We start from the raw sequence: 19,048 nt of genomic DNA, 5'->3' as shown, positions 1-19,048 counted from the left end.
AAATCTTCGCCGATAGTGGGACCATGAACCGGGCATGTGGAACCAGTCCGGCAGGCGAGTCGTTGGAGCGGGTGTGGCGCGGGTAGGTGCATGGATCAGGCGGTTCCTGGACAAGCCGGGAAGTGTCGACCTGGCCCCCTTCCAGCGGATCGTCGCCGAGGCGGGCGAACTCGAGAGCGAAGTGGCCCAGCGGGCCGATCTCCGTCCCGCGGAGCCGGATCCCGCCTGGGTCGGCAGCGCCGACTTCTGCGCGGCGATGCGGGAGGCGGCCCGCCGGGCACTCGGCCAGCGGCCGTACGACGTGCAGCTCGTGGGCGTGCTCGCCATGCTGGAGGGCAACGTCGTGCAGATGGCCACCGGCGAGGGCAAGACGCTCGTCGGCGCCCTCGCCGCGGCCGGGTACGCGCTGCGCGGCGCGCGGGTCCACGCGGTCTCGGTGAACGACTACCTGGCCCGCCGCGACGCCGAGTGGATGGGACCGTTGTACGAGACGCTCGGCCTCACGGCCGGGTGGATCGCCGAGACCTCGGCCCCCGAGGAGCGCCGGGCGGCGTACGCGTGCGACGTGACATACGGCGCCGTCAGCGAGCTGGGGTTCGACGTGCTACGCGACCGCCTGCGCACGGATCCGGCCGAGCTGGTCGTGCCCGCTCCGGAGATCGCGCTCGTGGACGAGGCCGACTCCGTGCTCGTGGACGAGGCCCGCGTGCCGCTGGTGCTGGCCGGCACGGCCGACCCGGGCACGGCGCTGCCCGAGATGGCGGCACTCGTGCGGCGGCTGTCGCGCGGCTACCACTACACGATCGACGAGGAGGGGCGCAGCGTCTTCCTCACCCCGAAGGGCACCGACACGGTCGAGAAGGCCCTCGGGATCGACCTCTACGAGCACCCCGGCGTGGTGACCCAGGTCAACCTCGCCCTGCACGCCCACGCCCTGCTGACCAGGGACGTCGACTACATCGTCAGGGACGGCCGGGTCCACCTGATCAACACCTCGCGCGGCCGGGTCGCGGTGCTGCAGCGCTGGCCGGACGGGCTCCAGGCGGCCGTGGAGGCCAAGGAGCACCTGCCGGCGTCGGAGACGGGCGAGATCCTCGACTCGCTCACCGTGCAGAGCCTCATCCGCCGCTACCCGCGCGTGTGCGGCATGACGGGCACCGCGATCGCCGTGGCCGAGCAGCTGCGGGAGTTCTACGACCTCAAGGTCGCGGTCATCCCGCCCAACAAGCCGTGCGTACGCGCGGACGAGCCCGACCGGATCTTCGCCACGCTGGAGGACAAGGAACGGGCGCTGCTCGAGGAGATCGAGACCCGGCACGCCACCGGGCAGCCCATCCTCGTCGGCACGCTCGACGTCGCCGAGTCCGAGCGCCTGGCCGGGGCCCTGGAGGCCAGAGGGCTGAGCGCGACGGTGCTGAACGCGAAGAACGACGCCGAGGAGGCGCAGATCATCGCGAAGGCCGGCCGGCACGGCGCGATCACGGTCTCCACCCAGATGGCCGGGCGCGGCACCGACATCCGGCTCGGCGCCGGCGACCCCGGCGAGGAGCAGGAGGTCGCCGGGCTCGGCGGGCTCTACGTCATCGGCACCGGCAGGCACGAGAGCAGCAGGCTGGACGACCAGCTCCGCGGCCGGGCGGGACGGCAGGGCGACCCCGGCGGCTCGGTCTTCTTCGTCAGCGGCGAGGACACGCTCCTCACCGCGTACGCGCCGGAGCAGTCGCTGCCCCCGGCCGGCCGCGACGGCGTCGTGTCCGGCGCCGACGCCGCCGGACTGGTGGCGCACGCGCAGCGCGTGGCCGAGGGCGTCAACCTGGAAATCCACCGCAACACCTGGCGCTACTCACGGCAGCAGGAGCGCCAGCGGGCGGAGGTGCTGGACCGGCGCGACCGCGTCCTGCACGGCGACATCGGGGCGCGGGCCCTGGAGCAGGCCTGCCCGGAGCGCTACCGCGAGCTGTGCGAGGAGGCGGGCCGGGAGGCCGTCGAGCGGGCCGCCCGGCAGATCGTGCTGTATCACCTCGACCGCTGCTGGACCGAGCACCTCGGCTTCCTCGCCGACCTGCGCGAGGGCATCCACCTGCGGGCCCTCGGCCGGCTGAACCCGCTCGACGAGTTCAACCGCGAGGCCGTCCCGGCCTACCGGGCCATGCTCGACGAGGTCGAGCGGCGTTCCAAGGAAACCTTCGAGAAAGCCGACGTCACCCGGGACCTCGCGGAGCAGGGCCTCAAGCGGCCCACGGCCACCTGGACCTACCTGGTGCAGGACAACCCGTTCGGCTCAGAGTGGGACCGCGTGCTCAAGCGCGTGGCCGGGACGCTCAAGCGCAAACGGTAGCGGCCCGCGCCGCGTCCTACCGCTTGCGGTGGCGGCCCGCATGCGCGTGCGCGGGGCGGCTCAGCACGGCCTTGGCGCCGACGGCGACGAGCGCGCACACGACGATCGCGACCGAGAACGCGGGAACGGCCGCCTCTTCGAGCTGCCCGCTCGCGGCCGACGCCCGAGTGAACGCCGGGGAGGCCGTCGCCTCGCCGGTCCTCGCCGTCTTCACGGCCTTCGCCGTGGTCTTCGCCGTGGTCTTCGCCGTGGTCATCGCTGTGGTCATCGCTGTGGTCTTCGCGGCGGCCGAGGGTGCGGGAGACCCGCCGCCCTTCCCCGCCGTCGTGGCCGAGAGGGGAAACATCCCCACCCCGGCCGCCTGGATCCGCGCGGCGGGCTCGGCGGGCGGCGCGGGGGCCGCCGACGGAGCCGTGGACTGGGCCGTGGACTGGGCCGTGGACTGGGTCGCTGAGGGAGCCACGGAGGGAGCCACGGAGGCAGCGGGGGCCGCAGGGGCCTGGTTCTCCTTCACGCCGGGGGTGGACGCGGGAGCGGCGTCCTGGGGCGCGGCGGGAGCCGCGGAGGGAGCGGGAGCCGCGGTGGGACACGGCGGCGGGGGCTCCGCGTGGTCCCTGACGCCGTACGCGCCCGTCGAGAACGGCTTGGGCGCGCCCGTCTTGCCGAGGCCCTTGCCCCACTCGGTGATCACGTACTGCACCGGAATGTGGCCGAGACCGCCCGCGTCCTCGACGGTGAGCGAGCGGGTGTTCCAGGTGCCGCCGGTGAGCTCGGCGAACGTCTTGCCGTCGAGGTCGAGCATGACCCCGCTGCTGGAGGGCACGCCGGGACCGCGGTCGCCGACGAAGAACTCGGCCTTCTTCCCCTTGTAGATCACATAGCCCTTGGTGCCCATCGGCCAGCTAGGGCTGGCGGCCAGGCCCTTCTGCATCGGCTTACCCGACGCGGGGGCGCCGGTGTCGCCGTTGATGCCCGACCCGTCGTCCCAGAAGTACGACGCGGTCGTCTTGCCGGAGTGAAGGACGATCTCGCCACCGGCCGTCGGGCAGCCGACCGCCGGGATGGCGGGCGCCTCGGCCGGTTCCGGCCCGAGGACGTGGCTCACGACGGTCGCGATGTCGGCGTGGGGGTGCTGGGGGCCCGCCGGGGCGGGGCGGGCGGGGGCGTCCTGCCGGTTCGGGGACACGGCGGTCGCGTGGTGCGTCTCGCCCTTCGCCGGGCTCGTCTGCTCCAGGAGGGCGTCGTTGTGGGGGTCCGCGTAGCTGGAAATGGGGGATCTCCTGACTGGTCACGGTCGGATAACCGGACACTAGGCCAAGAACACCCCAAATCTCGACATCGCGGACAAAAGTTTTACTTTCTGGACGAATATCCCAGGAAGTGGCAAAGTCAGATGTGGACGCGCCCCCCTTCCGGGGGGCTGGAGGGAAGGAGGGCACGCCACGTACCGGGATCAGAACGACGGCGGACGGCCTCGCGGCGCGGCCCCGAAGGACTCCGGGCGCCGTCGCTGTCTCTGATCGGGGACGCCCCGGTGGAGCGGTCCCGGGCGTTCGGGTCCGGCCGGCACCCAGGCCGGCGGACACGCGCCGGACCGAAGCGTCGCCAACGAGACCGCCCAAGGCAAAGCGACGGACCCGTCGCCCCCGCCGAACTGGGCGTACGTGCCGGGAACGGCTGAAAATTTCAGCCGCTACGCCTGCTCGCCGCGCAGGACGGCGGCGGGGATCGGGATGGCCGGGAACGGGTTGTCCGGCAGGAGGATCAACCGGCGCGGCGCGGCCTGCTCCGCGGCCTCCAGATGCAGCAGAGCCGTCCCGATGCCCGCGGCTCCCACCATGTATCCGGTGTCCGCCGTGACCTCGCCGGGCCGCAGCCGCCGGTACGCCTGGTACCAGCGGAAGCCGGCGTCGTCGCCCGCGGTCGCCCGCCCGATCAGGTCGATCGCGAGCGTGCGCGCGAAGTCGAGGTACGGCCCAGCCCCCGTGGCCGCGTACAGGCCCACGAAGCAGTCGATCAGCCCGGCGGTGCCGCAGCACAGGCAGGCCACGTCCCAGTGACCCGGCGGCCGGGATCCGGGCACCCCGCTCTGCACGATGCCGTGCGCGAGCCGCTCCACCCAGTCGAGATCGCCCGGGTCGCCGGTGACCCGGTGCAGTTCGTAGAACATCCGGGCCACCCCCGCGGACCCCGAGCAGAAGCCGAGGTAGTTGAGCCTGCGGCCCTGCGGGAGGTGATGCGGCACGAGCGCGCATTTGTCGGTGACCACGCTGACCGTCCGGACAAAGTCGGCGCCCCGGCGGGCCGCCGCGAGGAACCGCTCGTCGCGGGTCACGCCGTACAGGCGGGCGAGCAGGAAGGCGGTGCCCGCCGTTCCGGACAGGAACCCGGGGGTGACGGAGTCCACGGGCAGGTCGGGGACGGCGTCCCCGCCGAAGCGGTGCCCGGGGACGGCGAGGCTCGCGATGCGCTCCCCCGCCTCGATCGCCACCTCCTCGTACGCCGGGACGCCGAGGATGCCCGCCGCGTGCAGCAGGGCGAGCACGATCCCCCCGTCACCGCGCTGCGCCGGGTCCCCGGTCCAGCCGATGCCCTCGCCCAGCGGACGGACGTCGCGGACGAGGCGGTCGGCGGCGGCTCGGGCCGCCCCGAAGACCTCCTCGTCGCCGGTGGCCCACCCCGTCTCCGCCAGCACGAAGACCACGCCCGCGAGCCCGTGGTAGAAGGTCGGGTCACGCCGCTCCGGCCAGGTGGCGGCGAGCCGGCGAGCTCCCGCGAGCGCGTCCCGCAGGTACGCCTCGTGGCCGGTGGCGGCGGCGAGTTCGAGGAAGAACAGCACGACGCCGGCCGCGCCGGCATAGAGGGAGGAGGCGTCACCGGCGCCGGACGACCGCCCCCGGGGATCGGGGTTGGCCCGCCATCGCCGTCCCAGGTCGTCGTCGACCCCCGCCGACCGCACCCAGCGCGCGGCCGTGACGGCGGCGGTGATAGGGCTCTCACGGGGCCAGGCGCTCATCACCCCAGTCTCCCACAAATCTGGTAGGAAATTAAGGCTACCACTCTTACAAACGGAAGCCTACGGGGAGTCGCGCACCCATCACACCGTCGGCACGGGAACGTCGGGGTGGCGTGCCGTGGCGACCGGGGCCGGCGGCGGCGCGGACAGGAGTCCGGGCAGTGTCCTGGCGTGGGCGATCGCGGCCGGCGTGTCCGGGAAGACGAGGCCGTCGCGGCGGAGGTGATCGGCCACCCCGAGCCCGCTGAGGACCTCGTCGTGGCCCGGCCGGATGCCCGACAGCAGCACGGTGATCCCCCTGCCCTCGAGCCGGGTGATCACGTCGCCGAGGACCCCCGCGCCGGTGGCGTCGATCGTGGACACGCGCGACATGCGCAGGATGACCACCCGCACGTCGGCGACCTCCGACAACTCCAGCAGGAAGCGGTGGGCCGCGCCGAAGAACAGCGGCCCGTCGAACCGGTAGGCCACGATGTGCTCGGCCAGCAGGCGCCGTTCCTCGTCGCCGTGGTCGCCGGTCTCCAGCGGGACCTGCTCGATCTGGGCGCTGCGCGCGACGGCCCGCAGGGCGAGCACGATCGCGACGCCGACGCCGACCGCGACGGCCGTGACGAGGTCGAGGACGACGGTCACGGCGAAGGTGAGGACCATGACCGCGGCGTCGCCCCGGGTGGCGCGGGCGATCGCGCGCAGCGATCCGACCTCGACCATGCGGACCGTCGTGGCCAGCAGCACCCCGGCCAGCGCGGCGAGCGGGATGCGCCCCACCAGGCCGCCCGCGCTGAACACGATGACGGCAAGCACGACGGCGTGCGTGAGGGCGGCCAGGCGTGAGCGCGCGCCCGAGCGGACGTTGACGGCCGTACGGGCGATCGCGGCGGTGGCGGGGATACCGCCGAAGAGCGGGGAGACGACGTTCGCCAGGCCCTGCCCGAACAGCTCACGGTCGGGGTCGTGGCGCTCCCCCACGCTCATGCCGTCGGCGACGGAGGCGCACAGCAGGCTCTCCAGCGCTCCGAGGGCGGCCACCGCGAGGGCCGCCGGGAGCAGCGACGTGATCGCGCCGCCATCGAGGAAGGGGCCGAGGAAGCTCATCGACGGCGCGGGCAGTCCGGCCGGAAGGGACCCGATGCGGGCGACGTCCAGCCCGGCGACCTCGGCCACGGCCGTGGCCGCCACGACCGTGAGGAAGGAGAACGGCACCGCCGGCCGCCACCGCGCCCCCAGCAGCATGACCCCCGCGACCACGAGCGCCAGCACGATCGGCACCGGACGCGGGTCGCGTGCGAAGTTCGCGACGGCGTCGCCGGCCGCCTGCCACACCCGTTCCCCCTCGCCCCGCACGCCGAGCGCCGCGGGCACCTGCTGCAACGCGATCACGACGGCGATGCCCGCCGTGAAGCCCTCGATGACGGGGGTGGGCATGTAGCGGGCGTACCTGCCGACCCGGGCCAGCGCGAGCACGACGAGCACGATCCCGGCGAGCAGGCCGACCGCGAGCACGCCACCAGGGCCGTGCGTGTGCACGATCGGCACGAGGACGACGGTCATCGCCCCCGTCGGGCCCGAGACCTGGAGGTTGCTGCCGCCGAAGACCGCGGCCACCGCGCCCGCGACGACGGCGGTCGCCAGGCCGGCCTGCGCGCCCAGGCCGGAGCCGACCCCGAAGGCCAGCGCGAGCGGCAGGGCCACCACCGCGACCGTGAGGCCAGCGATCAGGTCGCGGCCGGGGCTGCGGCGGGCCGGCCGCCAGTCGGCGGGCGAGGGCAGCAACCCCGCGACCCGCCCGTACAGCAGTCTGGCCGCGCCGGTCACTTCGCCGCCTCCGCCTGGAGCTCGGCCAGCAGCTCACCCTGGCCGGTGATCATGTCGGTGAGGATCCGCCGGGCCGCCGCGAGCAGGTCGACAACGTCGGGGGTGGCCAGCGAGTAGACCACCGTGCCCCCCTCCCTGACCGCGCTCACCAGGCCGGTACGGCGCAGCACGGCGAGCTGCTGGGACAGGTTCGACGGCTCGACCTCGATCTCGCCGAGCAGTTCGCGGACCGGGCGGGGGCCGTCCCGCAGAAGTTCGAGCACGCGGATGCGCACCGGGTGACCTAACGTGCGGAAGAAGTCGGCCTTGGCCTGATAGAGGGGAACGGGCATCGGGGTCACTCCGTCTCTCCCGCCGCCTCCAGGCTGATCCCGTGGTCGGCGGCCAGCCGCCGCAGGTTGTCCAGCCGGCCGGAGGCGATCTGGACTCCGTGCTCGTCGCCGGCCTCCCGCGCCCGCCGCAGGTCCTCGCGCGCTTCCCCGAGCCGGGCGCGCAGCTCCGCCGTGAACTCGTGCATGTCGTCCTCTCGTCCGTCAGACGAGAACAGCATATTCGCGATATGAAGAATTCTTCAATTCGTCAGCTCTGCGGCCCGCCCGGAGGAGGGCGGGCTTCAGGCGGGGCGCGGCGTGAAGGAACGCTGGTCGCGCCGCAGCGGGTGGCCCTCGGGGATCTCGACCAGCACGATCGGCAGGCCGTCGGGGTCCTCGATCCACATCTCCACCAGCCCCCACGGTTCGAGCCGAGGAGGCCGGGACACCGGCACCCCGGCCTCCACCAGCCGGTCGTGCTCCTTCTGGACGTCGCGCACCTGCATCCAGATCGCGGTGCCCGGCCCCCCGTCGCCCGCGCCGCGGGGAGAGACCTCGAGGAGCCCCTGCCCCAGGAAGAACACCATCCCGGGGTCCTCGGACGCCCCGAACTCCCGGCTGACGGCCAGGCCCAGGACCTCCCGGTAGAAACGGCGGCTCTCGGCCCGGTCGGCCGGTCGCAGAAGTATGCGGCTGCTCAGCACTTCCATGTGACCGTAGTGCCCATCCGGGGCATGCGGTTAAGGATGGATCGGGGAAAGCGGCGGCCAAGGCGCACATGGGCCTTTCGGCCCCTCCGGAAGTGACGGACCGCCGTGCCGCCGGAGAAACAGCGACGACAGACTGGTCGCCGACGCCCGTTGAGGATCACTGTGGAGGTCCGTATGACTGAAGACACCGCGCCCGCCGGCATGCCGCGCCTGGACAAGCTCGACCGTGAGGAGTGCCTGCGGCTGATCTCCCCGGGCGGCGTGGGCAGGATCGCGTTCAACAACCCCAGCGGGCCGGTGATCCTGCCGGTCAACTACACCGTCGAGCAGGGCGCCGTGCTGTTCCGCACCGCTCTCGGCGGCCCCATGGACGCCGATCTGCGCACCGGGGTCGAGGGGGCCGACTTCATGGTGGCCTTCGAGGTCGACCGCATCGACGAGAGCACCCGGGAGGGCTGGAGCGTCCTCGTCCGCGGCGGGGCCCACCATGTGACCGGCGACGTGAACACGAAGGTCGAGACCTGGGCGGGCGGCGAGCGCGAGCTGTACATCCGGATCGCGCCGGTCGAGATCAGCGGCCGGCGCATCCAGCACGGATAGCCGCGTCGTGGACGCCTGGGTCGTGGGCCGGCCGGGGCCCATGGCGACGCGGCCGCTGAGGCGGGCCGTGCTGCCGGACCCCGTGCCCGGGCCCGGGGAACTGCTGGTCCGGGTCGAGGCGTGCGCGGTCTGCCGCACCGACCTGCATCTCGCCGAGGGCGACCTGCCCCCGAGACGGCCACATACGGTTCCGGGGCACGAGGTCGTGGGACGGGTGGCGGGGCTCGGCCCGGACACGCCGGGGCCGCCGGTCGGCACCCGGGTGGGGGTGGCCTGGCTGCGCTCGACCTGCGGCCGGTGCCGCTACTGCCTGCGCGGTGCGGAGAACCTGTGCCCGGCGTCCGCCTACACCGGATGGGACGCCGACGGCGGCTACGCGGAGCTGCTGACCGCCCCCGCGGCGTACGTCTACCCGCTGCCGGAGGACACTCCGGCGGAGACGCTCGCGCCGTTGCTGTGCGCGGGGATCATCGGATACCGCGCGCTGGTCCGCGCCGACCTGCCGCCGGGCGGGCGGCTGGGGATCTACGGGTTCGGCGCCTCGGCCCACCTGACCGCCCAGATCGCGATCGCCGAGGGCGCGACCGTGCACGTCATGACGAGGTCGGCGGCGGCCGGGGAGCTCGCGCTCCGGCTGGGCGCGGCCTCCGCGGCGGGCAGCGCCGACCCGCCGCCCGAGCCCCTGGACGCGGCGATCCTGTTCGCCCCGGTGGGCGACCTCGTGCCGGTCGCGCTGGCCGCGCTCGACCGGGGCGGCACGCTCGCGGTGGCGGGGATCCACCTCACCGACATCCCGGCGCTGAACTACCAGCGTCATCTGTTCCAGGAGCGGACGCTGCGCAGCGTCACGGCCAACACCCGCGCCGACGGACGGGAGTTCCTGCGGCTGGCGGCCCGTCATCACCCACTGGTCACCACGACGCCCTACTCCTTCGACACGGCCGACAGGGCCCTGGCCGACCTGGCCGCCGACCGGGTCGAGGGAGCGGCCGTCCTGCTCATGGACAGGTGACGGCCGGCACCGGCTCCAGATGGAACAGGCCGCCCTTCACGTCCGCGAGGTCGGCGGCCGGACGGGGCGTCCTCCCGGCCAGCGCCATCAGCACGTCTGTGGTGGTGACCAGGCCCCGCAGGATGTCGTCCGGCCCGAGCACGGGGACCGCGCCGCAGCCGGAATCGGCCATCAGCGCGGCGATCTCGGACAGCGGGGCGTCCGGGGCCGCCCGGGGACAGCGCACGCCCCGCACGAGCGTGCGCACCTGCTTGCGGGACTGCTCGGCGGGCCCGCCCGACCAGTTGCCGGCGATGTCCTCCCGTGCGAGGACGCCGACGAGCCGGCCGCAGGCGTCCACCACTGGCAGATGGTGGACCCCGGCCCGCCACATCAGCTCCCACGCCATGAGGGGCGACTCCTCCGGCTCCACCGTGACGAGCGTCCGGGTCATCACCTCGGACGCCGTCATGGTCTCGACGCTCATCACTTCTCACCGCCTTCCGCCGGACCGGTCCCCCACGGCCCGCCCGCGGATACGGCCCGGCTCACGTCGTCCGTCTCGTACGTCATGGAGGACTCGACGTCCACCACGCCGTCCACGCGCCAGACCTCGTCGATCAGGGCGCGGAGCTGGGACCGCCGCTCCACGCCGCCGTCGAGGTGGACGATCCCGTCCTCGACCCGTACGGCGCACTGCCTCGAGTAGCGCACCACGACCTCCAGGACGTCGTCACGGATGTCCTCCCCCGGCCGGCAGAACGCTCTGATCAGGTCCGACTGTTTCACCAGCCCGGTGATGCGGCCGCTCTGCCCGTCCACCACCGGAAGCTCCTTGATCCTGTTGCAGTGCATCAGCCAGGCGGCCCGGCGCAGCGGGGTGTCCTCGGTGACCGTGATCACGGGGCTGGTCATGATCTCGGACACGGTGCGGCCCCTCGCCTTCCTGCGCTCCCTGCGGCGGGACGGTCCCTCGATGAACAGGTCGCCGGGCCGCCGGTCCAGATCCTTGAGCAGCAGGTCGTCGTCGCTCACCATGCCGATCACGCGCCGGTCCCCGTCCACGACCGGTACGGCGCCGACGTGGAACCGGCACATGGCGGTGACCACGTCGCTGAACGAGGCCGTCGCCTCGACCGCCACCACGAACCTGTTCATCACGTCCCGGACGGTCATCGGCATGGCGCCCTCCTTCGACTCCCCCAGCCTTGGTCATGACCGGCTGCGAGGCGACCGGCGAATGTCACCGCACTATGGGACCTATGTCCTAGGAGTGTCATTCGCCGGAGATACGCCAGTACCTTGTGAGATGTGCAGAATGCCGCGATCCTCACCGTCGACGACGACCCTTCCGTCTCCCGGGCAGTGGCTCGTGACGTCCGCCGCCGATACGGCGACCGCTACCGCGTGATCCGGGCCGAGTCCGGCCTCAGCGCGCTCGACGCGCTACGCGAGATCAAGCTGCGCGGCGAGCAGGTCGCCGTCATCCTGGCCGACTACCGGATGCCCCAGATGAACGGCATCGAGTTCCTCGAAGCCGCCATGGACGTCTTCCCGCTGGCGCGCAGAGTGCTGCTGACCGCCTACGCGGACACGGACGCGGCCATCAACGCGATCAACATCGTCGACCTCGACCACTACCTGCTCAAGCCGTGGAACCCGCCGGAGGAGAAGCTCTATCCGGTGCTGGACGCGCTGCTGGAGTCGTGGCTCGCCACCCCCGTCGTGACGATGCCGGAGACCAAGATCGTGGGCCATCGCTGGTCGGCGCAGTCGTTCGCGGTGCGCGACTTCCTGGCCCGCAACCTCGTGCCGTACCGCTGGCTGCGGGCCGACGAGGCCGAGGGCGCACGACTGCTGGCCGCCGCCGGGATGAGCGAGACGGACGTGCCCGTGGTGATCACCACGGGCGGCAAGGCCCTGGCGCGGCCCACGGAGGCCGATCTCGCCGCGCACGTCGGGATGGCCACCACCCCGGCCTCGGAACTCTACGACCTCGCCGTGATCGGCGCGGGTCCCGCGGGCCTCGGCGCCGCGGTGTACGGCGCGTCCGAGGGGTTGCGGACCCTGCTCGTGGAGCAGCGGGCCACCGGCGGGCAGGCCGGGCAGAGCAGCCGCATCGAGAACTACCTGGGCTTTCCCGACGGGGTCTCCGGCGCCCAGCTCACCGACCGTGCCCGCAGGCAGGCGCTGAAGTTCGACGCCGAGCTGCTCACCACCCGCGAGGTCGTCGGCCTCGAACGCAGCGGCTCGGCCACTCTGCTGCGCTTCGGCGACGGCACCGCCGTGACGGCGCACACGGTCGTGCTGGCGACCGGGGTGTCCTACCGGCTCCTGGACGCGCCCGGCCTGGCCGACCTGACCGGCCGGGGCGTCTTCTACGGCGCGGCCGCCACCGAGGCCCCGAGCTGCGCCGGCGAAGAGGTCTACATCGTGGGCGGGGCGAACTCGGCCGGGCAGGCGGCGGTGTACTTCTCCCGGTTCGCCCGCAAGGTGCACATCCTCATCCGGGGCGACGACCTCACCCGGTCGATGTCGCGCTACCTGATCGACCAGATCGAGGCCATTTCGGCGATCGAGGTCCACCCGCGCATCCAGGTGGTCGGCGGCGAGGGCCGCGACCACCTGGAGCGCCTGATCCTGTGCGACGGGCGGAGCGGCCGGACGACGTCCGTGCCCGCGTCGTGGCTGTTCGTCTTCATCGGCGCGGAACCGCGCACCGACTGGCTCGGCGACGTGGTCGCCCGCGACGGAGGCGGTTACGTGCTGACCGGCTCCGACCTGCTCGCGGACGGCCGCCGCCCGCCCGGGTGGACGCCCTCCAGGGACCCCTATCACCTGGAGTCGAGCATGCCCGGCGTCTTCGCGGCCGGCGACGTGCGGGCCGGTTCGGTCAAGCGGGTCGCCTCGGCGGTGGGAGAGGGCGCCATGGCGGTCTCACTCGTGCACCGCTATCTGGAGGACACATGACCGACCATCCGAGCGAGCCGACCCTGCCGCCCGGCGAGCTGCGCACGCTCTTCCTGTTCGAGGCGCTGGACGAGGCGCAGCTCGCCCGGCTGTCGGAGGCGGGCCGGGTGGAGCGGCGGCTCGCCGGGACCCGCGTCTACCAGGAGGGCGAGCCGGCGACCTGCTTCTTCGTGCTGCTGAGCGGCACGGTCGCGATGAGCAGGCGGGTGCAGGGCGACGAGGTCGAGGTGAGCCGCACCGGCCAGCGCGGCGTGTACGGCGGCGCCACGCAGGCGTACATCACCGGCGAGTTCTCCCAGCTCTACATGAACACGCTGACCGCGGTCACCGACGCCGAGTTCTTCGTGCTGCCGGCCGAGGTCATCAGGGAGTGCGTGCGCGAGTGGTTCCCGATGGCGATGCACCTGCTTGAGGGGTTGTTCCTCGGCATGCGCGCCACGCAGACGATCGTCGGCGAACGGGAGCGGCTGCTCGCGCTCGGCTCGCTGTCGGCCGGTCTGACCCACGAGCTGAACAACCCGGCGGCCGCCGCCGTACGGGCGACGTCCGCGCTGCGCGGGCGGGTGGCGGGCATGCGGCAGAAGCTCGCGATGATCGCCGACGGGCGGCTGGACGGCAGCCAGCTGCACGACCTCGTGGAGCTGCAGGAGGACGCGGTCAAGCGGGCCGCGTCCGCCCCCGAGCTGTCCCCGCTGGCGCGCTCCGACGCCGAGGACGCGGTCGCCGACTGGCTGGACGACCACGACATCGTCGGCGGCTGGGACCTGGCGGCCACGCTGGTGGCCGGAGGCGTCGACGCGGTCTGGCTCGACCAGATCGCCGGGGCGGTGGGCGAGGACAACCTGGAGCCGGCGGTCCGGTGGCTCACCTACACCGTGGACACCGAGCTGCTGATGTCCGAGATCGACGACACGGTCAACCGGATCTCCGGTCTGGTCGCCGCCGCCAAGCAGTACTCCCAGCTCGACCGCGCTCCGCACCAGACCGTCGACGTGCACGATCTGCTCGACGCCACGCTGACCATGCTGCACGGCAAGATCCCCGAGGGCGTGCGCACGCTCAAGGAGTACGACCGGTCGCTGCCGCTCATCCCCGCGTACGCGGCGGAGCTGAACCAGGTGTGGACGAACCTCATCGACAACGCGCTCGGCGCGATGGACGGCGCGGGCACGCTGACCCTGCGCACCCGGCGCAAGGACGGCCACCTGATCGTCGAGGTCGGCGACACCGGCACCGGCATCCCGCCCGAGGTCCGGCCCCGCATCTTCGAGCCGTTCTTCACCACCAAGCCCGTCGGTGAGGGCACCGGCCTGGGCCTGGACATCTCCTATCGGATCGTCGTCAACAAGCACCACGGGGACATCCGGGTGGAGTCGCGCCCCGGCGAGACGTGGTTCCGGGTCTACCTGCCCATCGCGGCCTGAAACCGGCCACGCCAGGCTGACCGTACAGTTGGGGCATGGGCATGGTCAGCACCGTGGGTCTCGTCCTGCACCCGCAGCGCGACTCCAAGGAGGCGATCGACACGATCGTCGAGTGGGCGCGCAAACGGGACGTCACGGTGCTCGGACTGCCCGACGAGGTCGGGCGCATCGACTGCAGCGCGGTCGCGGTGGACGCCCCGGCCCTGGTGAAGCGGTCCGACCTCCTCGTCAGCCTCGGCGGCGACGGCACGATGCTGCGCACGATGCGCCTGATCGCCGGGCGGCCGACCCCCGTCCTCGGGGTGAACCTGGGACGGCTCGGCTTCCTCGCCGAGATCGACGTGGACGAGCTCGCCCCCGCGCTGTCGGCGATCGACGAGCACAGATACACGGTCGAACCGCGCATGGCGGTCCGGGCGACGAGCCACGACGGCCGGATGGTGACGGCCTTCAACGACATCGCCCTCGTGCGCATCCCCGGCGACGGGCTCGCGGCGGTCTCCGTCTCCGTCTACGGCGAGCCGTTCGTCCGGTACGCCGCCGACGCCGTGATCGTCTCCACCTCCACCGGGTCCACCGCGTACAACTTCTCGGCCGGCGGCCCGATCGTCTCCCCGACCGTCGAGGGCTTCCTCGTCGTCCCCGCCGCCGCCCACTCGGCGTTCAACCGGGCGCTGGTCCTGTCGGCGGACGAGGAGGTGACGCTCGACGTGCTCTCCACCAGCGGACAGCTCGCCATGGAGGTCGACGGCACGATAGGCGGCCACCTGTGCCCCGGCGACCGGCTCACCGTCACCGCGCTGCGCGCCGCCGCCCGCGTCGTACGGCTGGGGACGACCACCTTCTACGAGCGGGCCCGCCGCAAGCTCCGCGTGAACGGCAGCGCCGAGGTCGACTGAGCCGCCACCCTTCGCCACTTGATCACCTGGTCGTCCGGCGAGCGTGCGGCTTGACCTGGAGCACGCTCCAGCTCCTACGGTCCTCCTCATGACGGCACAGCACAGGATCGGCAGTGGTTTCGGCCCCCGCACCACCGCGCGCGAGGTGCTCGCGGGAATCGACCTGTCCGGGCGGACGGCCCTGGTCACCGGGGGATACTCCGGGCTCGGCCTGGAGACGACGCGGGCGCTGAGCGCGGCGGGGGCCCAGGTGATCATCCCCGCCCGCAGGCCGGCGGCGGCGAAGGAGGCGCTGCGCGACATCCCGCGTACGGAGACGCACGAACTCGACCTGGCCGACCTGCGCGGTGTTCGCGTGTTCGCGGAAACGCTCGTGGAGACCGGCAGGACCATCGACCTCGTCGTCGCCAACGCCGGGATCATGGCCTGCCCGGAGACCCGCGTCGGGCCGGGGTGGGAGGCCCAGTTCGCGGTCAACCACCTCGGTCACTTCGCCCTCGTCAACCGCCTGCGCCCGGCTCTGGCCGACGGCGGGGCACGGGTGGTGTCGGTGTCCTCGGGTGCCCATTTCGGGTCCGGGATCCGGTGGAACGACATCCACTTCCGGGACGGGTACGACAAGTGGCTGGCCTACGGGCAGTCGAAGACGGCGAACATCCTGTTCGCCGTGCATCTCGACGCGCTCGGGGCCGCCGCCGGCATCCGGGCCTTCTCCCTGCACCCCGGCAGCATCCTCACCCCGCTCCAGCGGCACATCCCCCGTGCGGAGCAGGTCGCCCTGGGCTGGATCTCTCCCGGCGGCACGCCGGCGGAGGACTTCAAGACACCGGAGCAGGGCGCGGCCACGACCGTCTGGGCGGCGACCTCCCCTCTGCTCGAGGGTCACGGCGGGGTCTACTGCGAGGACTGCGACGTCGCCGAGGTCGCCACCGGCGACACGGCCGGCGGGCGGGTCGCGCCGTGGGCGGTCGATCCCGGGGAGGCGGCCCGGCTCTGGGACCTGTCCGCCGAGCTGACCGGCGTCGACGCGTTCTCCTGACGCGCGCCTCGCCTCCGGCCGCGGGCGGCCCATCGTGACGGGCCGCCCGCCGCCGTGAGGACTACAGCAGGTTCTCGATCTCGGCCAGTTCCTCCGGCGTGAGCGCCGGCGCGTCGAGGGCCGCGATGTTCTGCTCGAGCTGCCCGACCGAGCTCGCCCCGACCAGCACGGACGTGATCCGCCGGTCGCGCAGGATCCACGACAGGGCGAGCTGGGCGAGCGTCTGGCCGCGCTCGAGTGCGATCTTGTTGAGGCCGCGCAGGGTCTCCAGCAGGTCGGGCGTGAGCCGGTCCCGCGTGAGGAAGTGGCCGATCGCCATCCGCGAGCCGGCCGGCACCTCGCCGTCGAGGTAGCGGCCGGTGAGCAGGCCCTGCGCCAGCGGCGAGTAGGCGATACAGCCCGCTCCGGCCTGCTCCAGCGTGTCGAGCAGCCCGTCCTCCACCCATCGGTCGAGCATCGAGTAACGCGGCTGGTGGATCAGGAGCGGGGTGCCCAGCTCGCGCAGCACGGCGGCGGCCCGCTCGGTCTGCTCGGCCGAGTAGTTCGAGATGCCCACGTAGAGCGCCTTGCCGGAGCGCACCGCCGTGTCGAGGGCGCCCATCGTCTCCTCGATCGGGGTGTCCGGGTCGGGCCGGTGGGAGTAGAAGACGTCGACGTAGTCGAGTCCCATCCGGCTCAGCGACCGGTCGAGGCTGGCCAGCAGATACTTGCGCGATCCCCACTCGCCGTACGGGCCGGGCCACATGTCGTAGCCTGCCTTGGTCGAGATGAACAGCTCGTCGCGGAAGGGCCGGAAGTCCGCGCGCAGGTGGCGGCCGAAGTTCTCCTCCGCCGAGCCGTACGGCGGGCCGTAGTTGTTGGCCAGGTCGAAGTGGGTGACGCCGAGGTCGAAGGCCCGGCGCAGGACGGCACGCTGCACGTCGAGAGGGTGGCCGTCGCCGAAGTTGTGCCACAGGCCGAGGGAGATCTCGGGAAGCAGCACCCCGCTCCTTCCGCTGCGCCGGTACCGCATGTCGTCGTACCGGGTGGGGGCGGGGGCGTAGGGGTTCGGGATCATCCGCGACCTTTCCTCGTGCGACCGTGGCCCGTCCTTTGCCCGGGCCTTGCTCCAGCAGTACCAGGAAACCGCACGTGTCAACGGCCGGGCAGGCGGGGGGAGGGCGTTCAGGCCGGAGACGCGGGCCGGCGGGGTCGGAGCGGGGGCGCCCCGGCGCGTGCCGTCACCGTACGCCTCTCGGGCGGAACTGGACGCTGATGCGGGCGCCGATCACCTTTGTGGACTTCGGGATCGCGTGCTCCCAGGTGCGCTGGCAGCTCCCGCCCATGACGATGAGGTCGCCGTGGCCCAGCTCGTGCCGCAGCGTCGGGCCTCCCCCGCCGCGCGGGCGCAGCAACAGCGGGCGTGGTGTGCCGACCGACACGATCGCGACCATGGTGTCCTGCGTGCTGCCGCGTCCGATCGTGTCGCCGTGCCAGGCGACGCTGTCGCGGCCGTCCCGGTAGAGGCACATGCCCGCCGTTCGGAACCGCTCGCCCAGCTCCTCCTCGTAGTGGGCGTCGAGCAGGTCCCTCGCCTCGGCCAGGACGGGATCGGGCAGTTCCTCGCCCTCGTCGTAGAACTTCAGCAGCCGCGGCACGTCCACGACCCGGTCGTACATGTGCCTGCGCTCGGCGTGCCAGGGCACCGCGTCGAGGAGGCGTTCGAAGAGCACGTCCGCCCCCTCGACCCAGTGCGGCCGGACGTCGATCCAGGCGCCCCGGTCGAGCTGCGTGCGCCGCACCGACGAACCGAGCGGCCCGATCTGAACGTCCCTGCCCCAGTCCAGCAGCGAGGCCTGAAAAGCCGTCATGGCATCGATTGTATTAGAACAGGTATTCGATCATGCCATGTGCCTGGAGCGGCGACCGGGATGAGGCACAGTGCGCGCCTTCAGCCGGTCCGGGCCATCGCCGCGAGGCGGCGGGCGAGCAGAGCGGCGGCCTCCCGCAGCTCCGGGGGATCAAGCACCTCCGCCTCGAACCCCAGCAGGGCCACCCGTACGGCGAGCCACTGCGGGTCGTCCCCGCCGACGACGAGCACGCACGCTCCGTCGCGGTCGTCTTCGACGCGCCCCACCTGGGGCGGCACCAGCTCGCGCACCCGATCGGGCGGGGCGTGCAGCCGCACCCGGGCGAGACACCGGTACGGCGCCTCGGTCACGGACCGCTGCACGTAGGCGACCGGGTCCGGATGCTCGCCCGGCCGGAAGCGCCAGGTCGTCGTCACCGCCTCGCGCATCCGGTCAAGCCGGAAGGTGCGCCAGTCGTCGCGGTCCACGTCCCGGGCCATCAGGTACCAGCGGCGGCCCGCGACGACCATGCGCACCGGCTCGACCGTGCGTTCGCGCTCCCCTCCGTCGCGACCGGCGTACCGGAACCGCACCCGGACGGCGTCGCGACAGGCCCGCGCCAGCGTCATCAGCAGTTCCGGGTCGATCTCGTCGGCGGGACCGGCCAGAGTCTCGGTCGCCCCGTACACCGCCCGGATCTCGGCGCGCAGCCGGGGCGGCATCACCTGGTCGAGCTTCGAGAGGGCCCGCAGCGCCGCCCCGCCCGCCCCGGCGACCGTACTTCCCGACGCGAGCCGCAGGGACACCGCCGTCGCGATCGCCTCCTCGTCGTCCAGGAGCAGCGGCGGCAGCCGGGTGCCGGCGCCGAGCCGGTAGCCGCCGCCGACGCCCGCCGTCGCGTGCACGGGATAGCCGAGCGCGCGCAACCGCTCCACGTCGCGGCGCACCGATCGGTCGGTGACCCCCAGCTCCGCGGCGAGCTCGGCGGCGGTCCAGGACGGCCTGCGCTGCAACAGCACCAGCAGCCGCAGCACCCGCTCGGTCGTCGACTCGGCGCTCATGCGGCCATCGTACGGATCACGGAACGAAACTGTCCGCTATGTGGG

18 protein-coding genes are annotated in these 19,048 nt (G+C 72.9%); 7 read left to right on the top strand and 11 right to left on the bottom strand.

What is annotated here, in order from left to right; genetic code table 11:
* Positions 1-73 precede the first annotated feature (73 nt).
* Positions 74-2,338: an accessory Sec system translocase SecA2 gene (secA2, locus tag AB0J39_RS09835; protein ID WP_363463009.1), complete on the top strand. Its 2,265-nt coding sequence runs from the start codon at positions 74-76 to the stop codon at positions 2,336-2,338.
* A 16-nt stretch (positions 2,339-2,354) separates the two neighbouring features.
* Here the strand turns inward: secA2 and AB0J39_RS09830 are convergent, their stop codons facing one another.
* The 6 genes from AB0J39_RS09830 to AB0J39_RS09805 form a co-directional block, all read right to left on the bottom strand.
* Positions 2,355-3,365, bottom strand: coding sequence for a hypothetical protein (locus tag AB0J39_RS09830; protein WP_363463022.1), 1,011 nt, complete (start codon positions 3,363-3,365; stop codon positions 2,355-2,357).
* A 666-nt stretch (positions 3,366-4,031) separates the two neighbouring features.
* A complete protein-coding gene (locus tag AB0J39_RS09825; protein WP_363463008.1) occupies positions 4,032-5,354 on the bottom strand; it encodes a lanthionine synthetase LanC family protein in 1,323 nt (440 codons plus the stop codon).
* A gap of 81 nt (positions 5,355-5,435) precedes the next feature.
* Entirely contained in the window at positions 5,436-7,169 is a 1,734-nt protein-coding gene (locus AB0J39_RS09820; protein WP_363463007.1) for a SulP family inorganic anion transporter, read from the bottom strand.
* Complete coding sequence (locus AB0J39_RS09815) at positions 7,166-7,501, bottom strand: metalloregulator ArsR/SmtB family transcription factor (protein ID WP_346224726.1); 336 nt, start codon at positions 7,499-7,501, stop codon at positions 7,166-7,168. The genes AB0J39_RS09820 and AB0J39_RS09815 overlap by 4 nt, the downstream gene beginning before the upstream one ends.
* A 5-nt stretch (positions 7,502-7,506) precedes the next feature.
* Positions 7,507-7,719, bottom strand: coding sequence for a hypothetical protein (locus tag AB0J39_RS09810; RefSeq protein WP_363463006.1), 213 nt, complete (start codon positions 7,717-7,719; stop codon positions 7,507-7,509).
* Between the two features lie 63 nt (positions 7,720-7,782).
* Positions 7,783-8,190, bottom strand: a complete 408-nt coding sequence (locus AB0J39_RS09805; protein ID WP_363463005.1) for a VOC family protein — start codon at positions 8,188-8,190, stop codon at positions 7,783-7,785.
* Positions 8,191-8,364: 174 nt separating this feature from the next.
* On the opposite strand from AB0J39_RS09805, the gene AB0J39_RS09800 reads away from it, so the two are divergent.
* Complete coding sequence (locus AB0J39_RS09800; protein ID WP_363463004.1) at positions 8,365-8,790, top strand: pyridoxamine 5'-phosphate oxidase family protein; 426 nt, start codon at positions 8,365-8,367, stop codon at positions 8,788-8,790.
* A 7-nt stretch (positions 8,791-8,797) separates the two neighbouring features.
* Entirely contained in the window at positions 8,798-9,802 is a 1,005-nt protein-coding gene (locus AB0J39_RS09795; protein ID WP_363463003.1) for a zinc-binding alcohol dehydrogenase family protein, read from the top strand.
* On the opposite strand, the gene AB0J39_RS09790 is transcribed toward AB0J39_RS09795, so the two are convergent.
* Complete coding sequence (locus AB0J39_RS09790; RefSeq protein WP_363463002.1) at positions 9,789-10,268, bottom strand: CBS domain-containing protein; 480 nt, start codon at positions 10,266-10,268, stop codon at positions 9,789-9,791. The genes AB0J39_RS09795 and AB0J39_RS09790 overlap by 14 nt on opposite strands.
* A complete protein-coding gene (locus AB0J39_RS09785; protein ID WP_363463001.1) occupies positions 10,268-10,963 on the bottom strand; it encodes a CBS domain-containing protein in 696 nt (231 codons plus the stop codon). The genes AB0J39_RS09790 and AB0J39_RS09785 overlap by 1 nt, the downstream gene beginning before the upstream one ends.
* Before the next feature lie 129 nt (positions 10,964-11,092).
* Between AB0J39_RS09785 and AB0J39_RS09780 the strand changes: the two genes are divergently transcribed.
* The 4 genes from AB0J39_RS09780 (at position 11,093) to AB0J39_RS09765 (ending at position 16,113) form a co-directional block, all read left to right on the top strand.
* The gene (locus AB0J39_RS09780) at positions 11,093-12,751 is read left to right on the top strand and encodes an FAD-dependent oxidoreductase (RefSeq protein ID WP_363463000.1); all 1,659 of its coding nucleotides are present in this window, start codon (positions 11,093-11,095) and stop codon (positions 12,749-12,751) included.
* Positions 12,748-14,175 (top strand): ATP-binding protein, encoded by a 1,428-nt coding sequence (locus tag AB0J39_RS09775; protein WP_363462999.1) that lies wholly within the window; start codon positions 12,748-12,750, stop codon positions 14,173-14,175. The genes AB0J39_RS09780 and AB0J39_RS09775 overlap by 4 nt, the downstream gene beginning before the upstream one ends.
* A 35-nt stretch (positions 14,176-14,210) precedes the next feature.
* Positions 14,211-15,074 carry an NAD(+)/NADH kinase gene (locus tag AB0J39_RS09770; protein ID WP_363462998.1) on the top strand — a complete coding sequence of 288 codons (864 nt, stop codon included), beginning with the start codon at positions 14,211-14,213 and terminating at the stop codon, positions 15,072-15,074.
* Positions 15,075-15,162: 88 nt separating this feature from the next.
* Positions 15,163-16,113, top strand: a complete 951-nt coding sequence (locus tag AB0J39_RS09765) for an SDR family NAD(P)-dependent oxidoreductase (protein ID WP_363462997.1) — start codon at positions 15,163-15,165, stop codon at positions 16,111-16,113.
* Between the two features lie 61 nt (positions 16,114-16,174).
* Here AB0J39_RS09765 and mgrA read toward each other — a convergent pair whose 3' ends face one another.
* From mgrA to AB0J39_RS09750, 3 genes are all read right to left on the bottom strand, one after another.
* Positions 16,175-17,170 carry an L-glyceraldehyde 3-phosphate reductase gene (mgrA, locus tag AB0J39_RS09760; RefSeq protein ID WP_363462996.1) on the bottom strand — a complete coding sequence of 332 codons (996 nt, stop codon included), beginning with the start codon at positions 17,168-17,170 and terminating at the stop codon, positions 16,175-16,177.
* Between the two features lie 163 nt (positions 17,171-17,333).
* Entirely contained in the window at positions 17,334-17,963 is a 630-nt protein-coding gene (locus AB0J39_RS09755) for an alpha-ketoglutarate-dependent dioxygenase AlkB (RefSeq protein WP_363462995.1), read from the bottom strand.
* 80 nt (positions 17,964-18,043) lie between these two features.
* Complete coding sequence (locus AB0J39_RS09750; protein WP_363462994.1) at positions 18,044-19,003, bottom strand: YafY family protein; 960 nt, start codon at positions 19,001-19,003, stop codon at positions 18,044-18,046.
* Between the last annotated feature and the right edge of the window lie 45 nt (positions 19,004-19,048).

Source organism: Microbispora sp. NPDC049633 (genome assembly GCF_040675265.1).
Taxonomy (GTDB): Bacteria; Actinomycetota; Actinomycetes; order Streptosporangiales; family Streptosporangiaceae; genus Microbispora; species Microbispora maris.
Note: the sequence above shows the minus strand (reverse complement) of the source record. Positions and strands in the feature narration are given on the sequence as shown.

Coding starts and splice junctions, on each gene's coding strand:
- AB0J39_RS09825 (WP_363463008.1), bottom strand. CDS start 5,354: ATGAGCGCCTGGCCCCGTGAGAGCCCTATCACCGCCGCCGTCACGGCC.
- AB0J39_RS09805 (WP_363463005.1), bottom strand. CDS start 8,190: ATGGAAGTGCTGAGCAGCCGCATACTTCTGCGACCGGCCGACCGGGCC.
- AB0J39_RS09775 (WP_363462999.1), top strand. CDS start 12,748: ATGACCGACCATCCGAGCGAGCCGACCCTGCCGCCCGGCGAGCTGCGC.
- AB0J39_RS09785 (WP_363463001.1), bottom strand. CDS start 10,963: ATGCCGATGACCGTCCGGGACGTGATGAACAGGTTCGTGGTGGCGGTC.
- AB0J39_RS09810 (WP_363463006.1), bottom strand. CDS start 7,719: ATGCTGTTCTCGTCTGACGGACGAGAGGACGACATGCACGAGTTCACG.
- AB0J39_RS09765 (WP_363462997.1), top strand. CDS start 15,163: ATGACGGCACAGCACAGGATCGGCAGTGGTTTCGGCCCCCGCACCACC.
- AB0J39_RS09755 (WP_363462995.1), bottom strand. CDS start 17,963: ATGACGGCTTTTCAGGCCTCGCTGCTGGACTGGGGCAGGGACGTTCAG.
- AB0J39_RS09800 (WP_363463004.1), top strand. CDS start 8,365: ATGACTGAAGACACCGCGCCCGCCGGCATGCCGCGCCTGGACAAGCTC.
- AB0J39_RS09815 (WP_346224726.1), bottom strand. CDS start 7,501: ATGCCCGTTCCCCTCTATCAGGCCAAGGCCGACTTCTTCCGCACGTTA.
- AB0J39_RS09750 (WP_363462994.1), bottom strand. CDS start 19,003: ATGAGCGCCGAGTCGACGACCGAGCGGGTGCTGCGGCTGCTGGTGCTG.
- AB0J39_RS09790 (WP_363463002.1), bottom strand. CDS start 10,268: ATGAGCGTCGAGACCATGACGGCGTCCGAGGTGATGACCCGGACGCTC.
- AB0J39_RS09770 (WP_363462998.1), top strand. CDS start 14,211: ATGGGCATGGTCAGCACCGTGGGTCTCGTCCTGCACCCGCAGCGCGAC.
- mgrA (WP_363462996.1), bottom strand. CDS start 17,170: ATGATCCCGAACCCCTACGCCCCCGCCCCCACCCGGTACGACGACATG.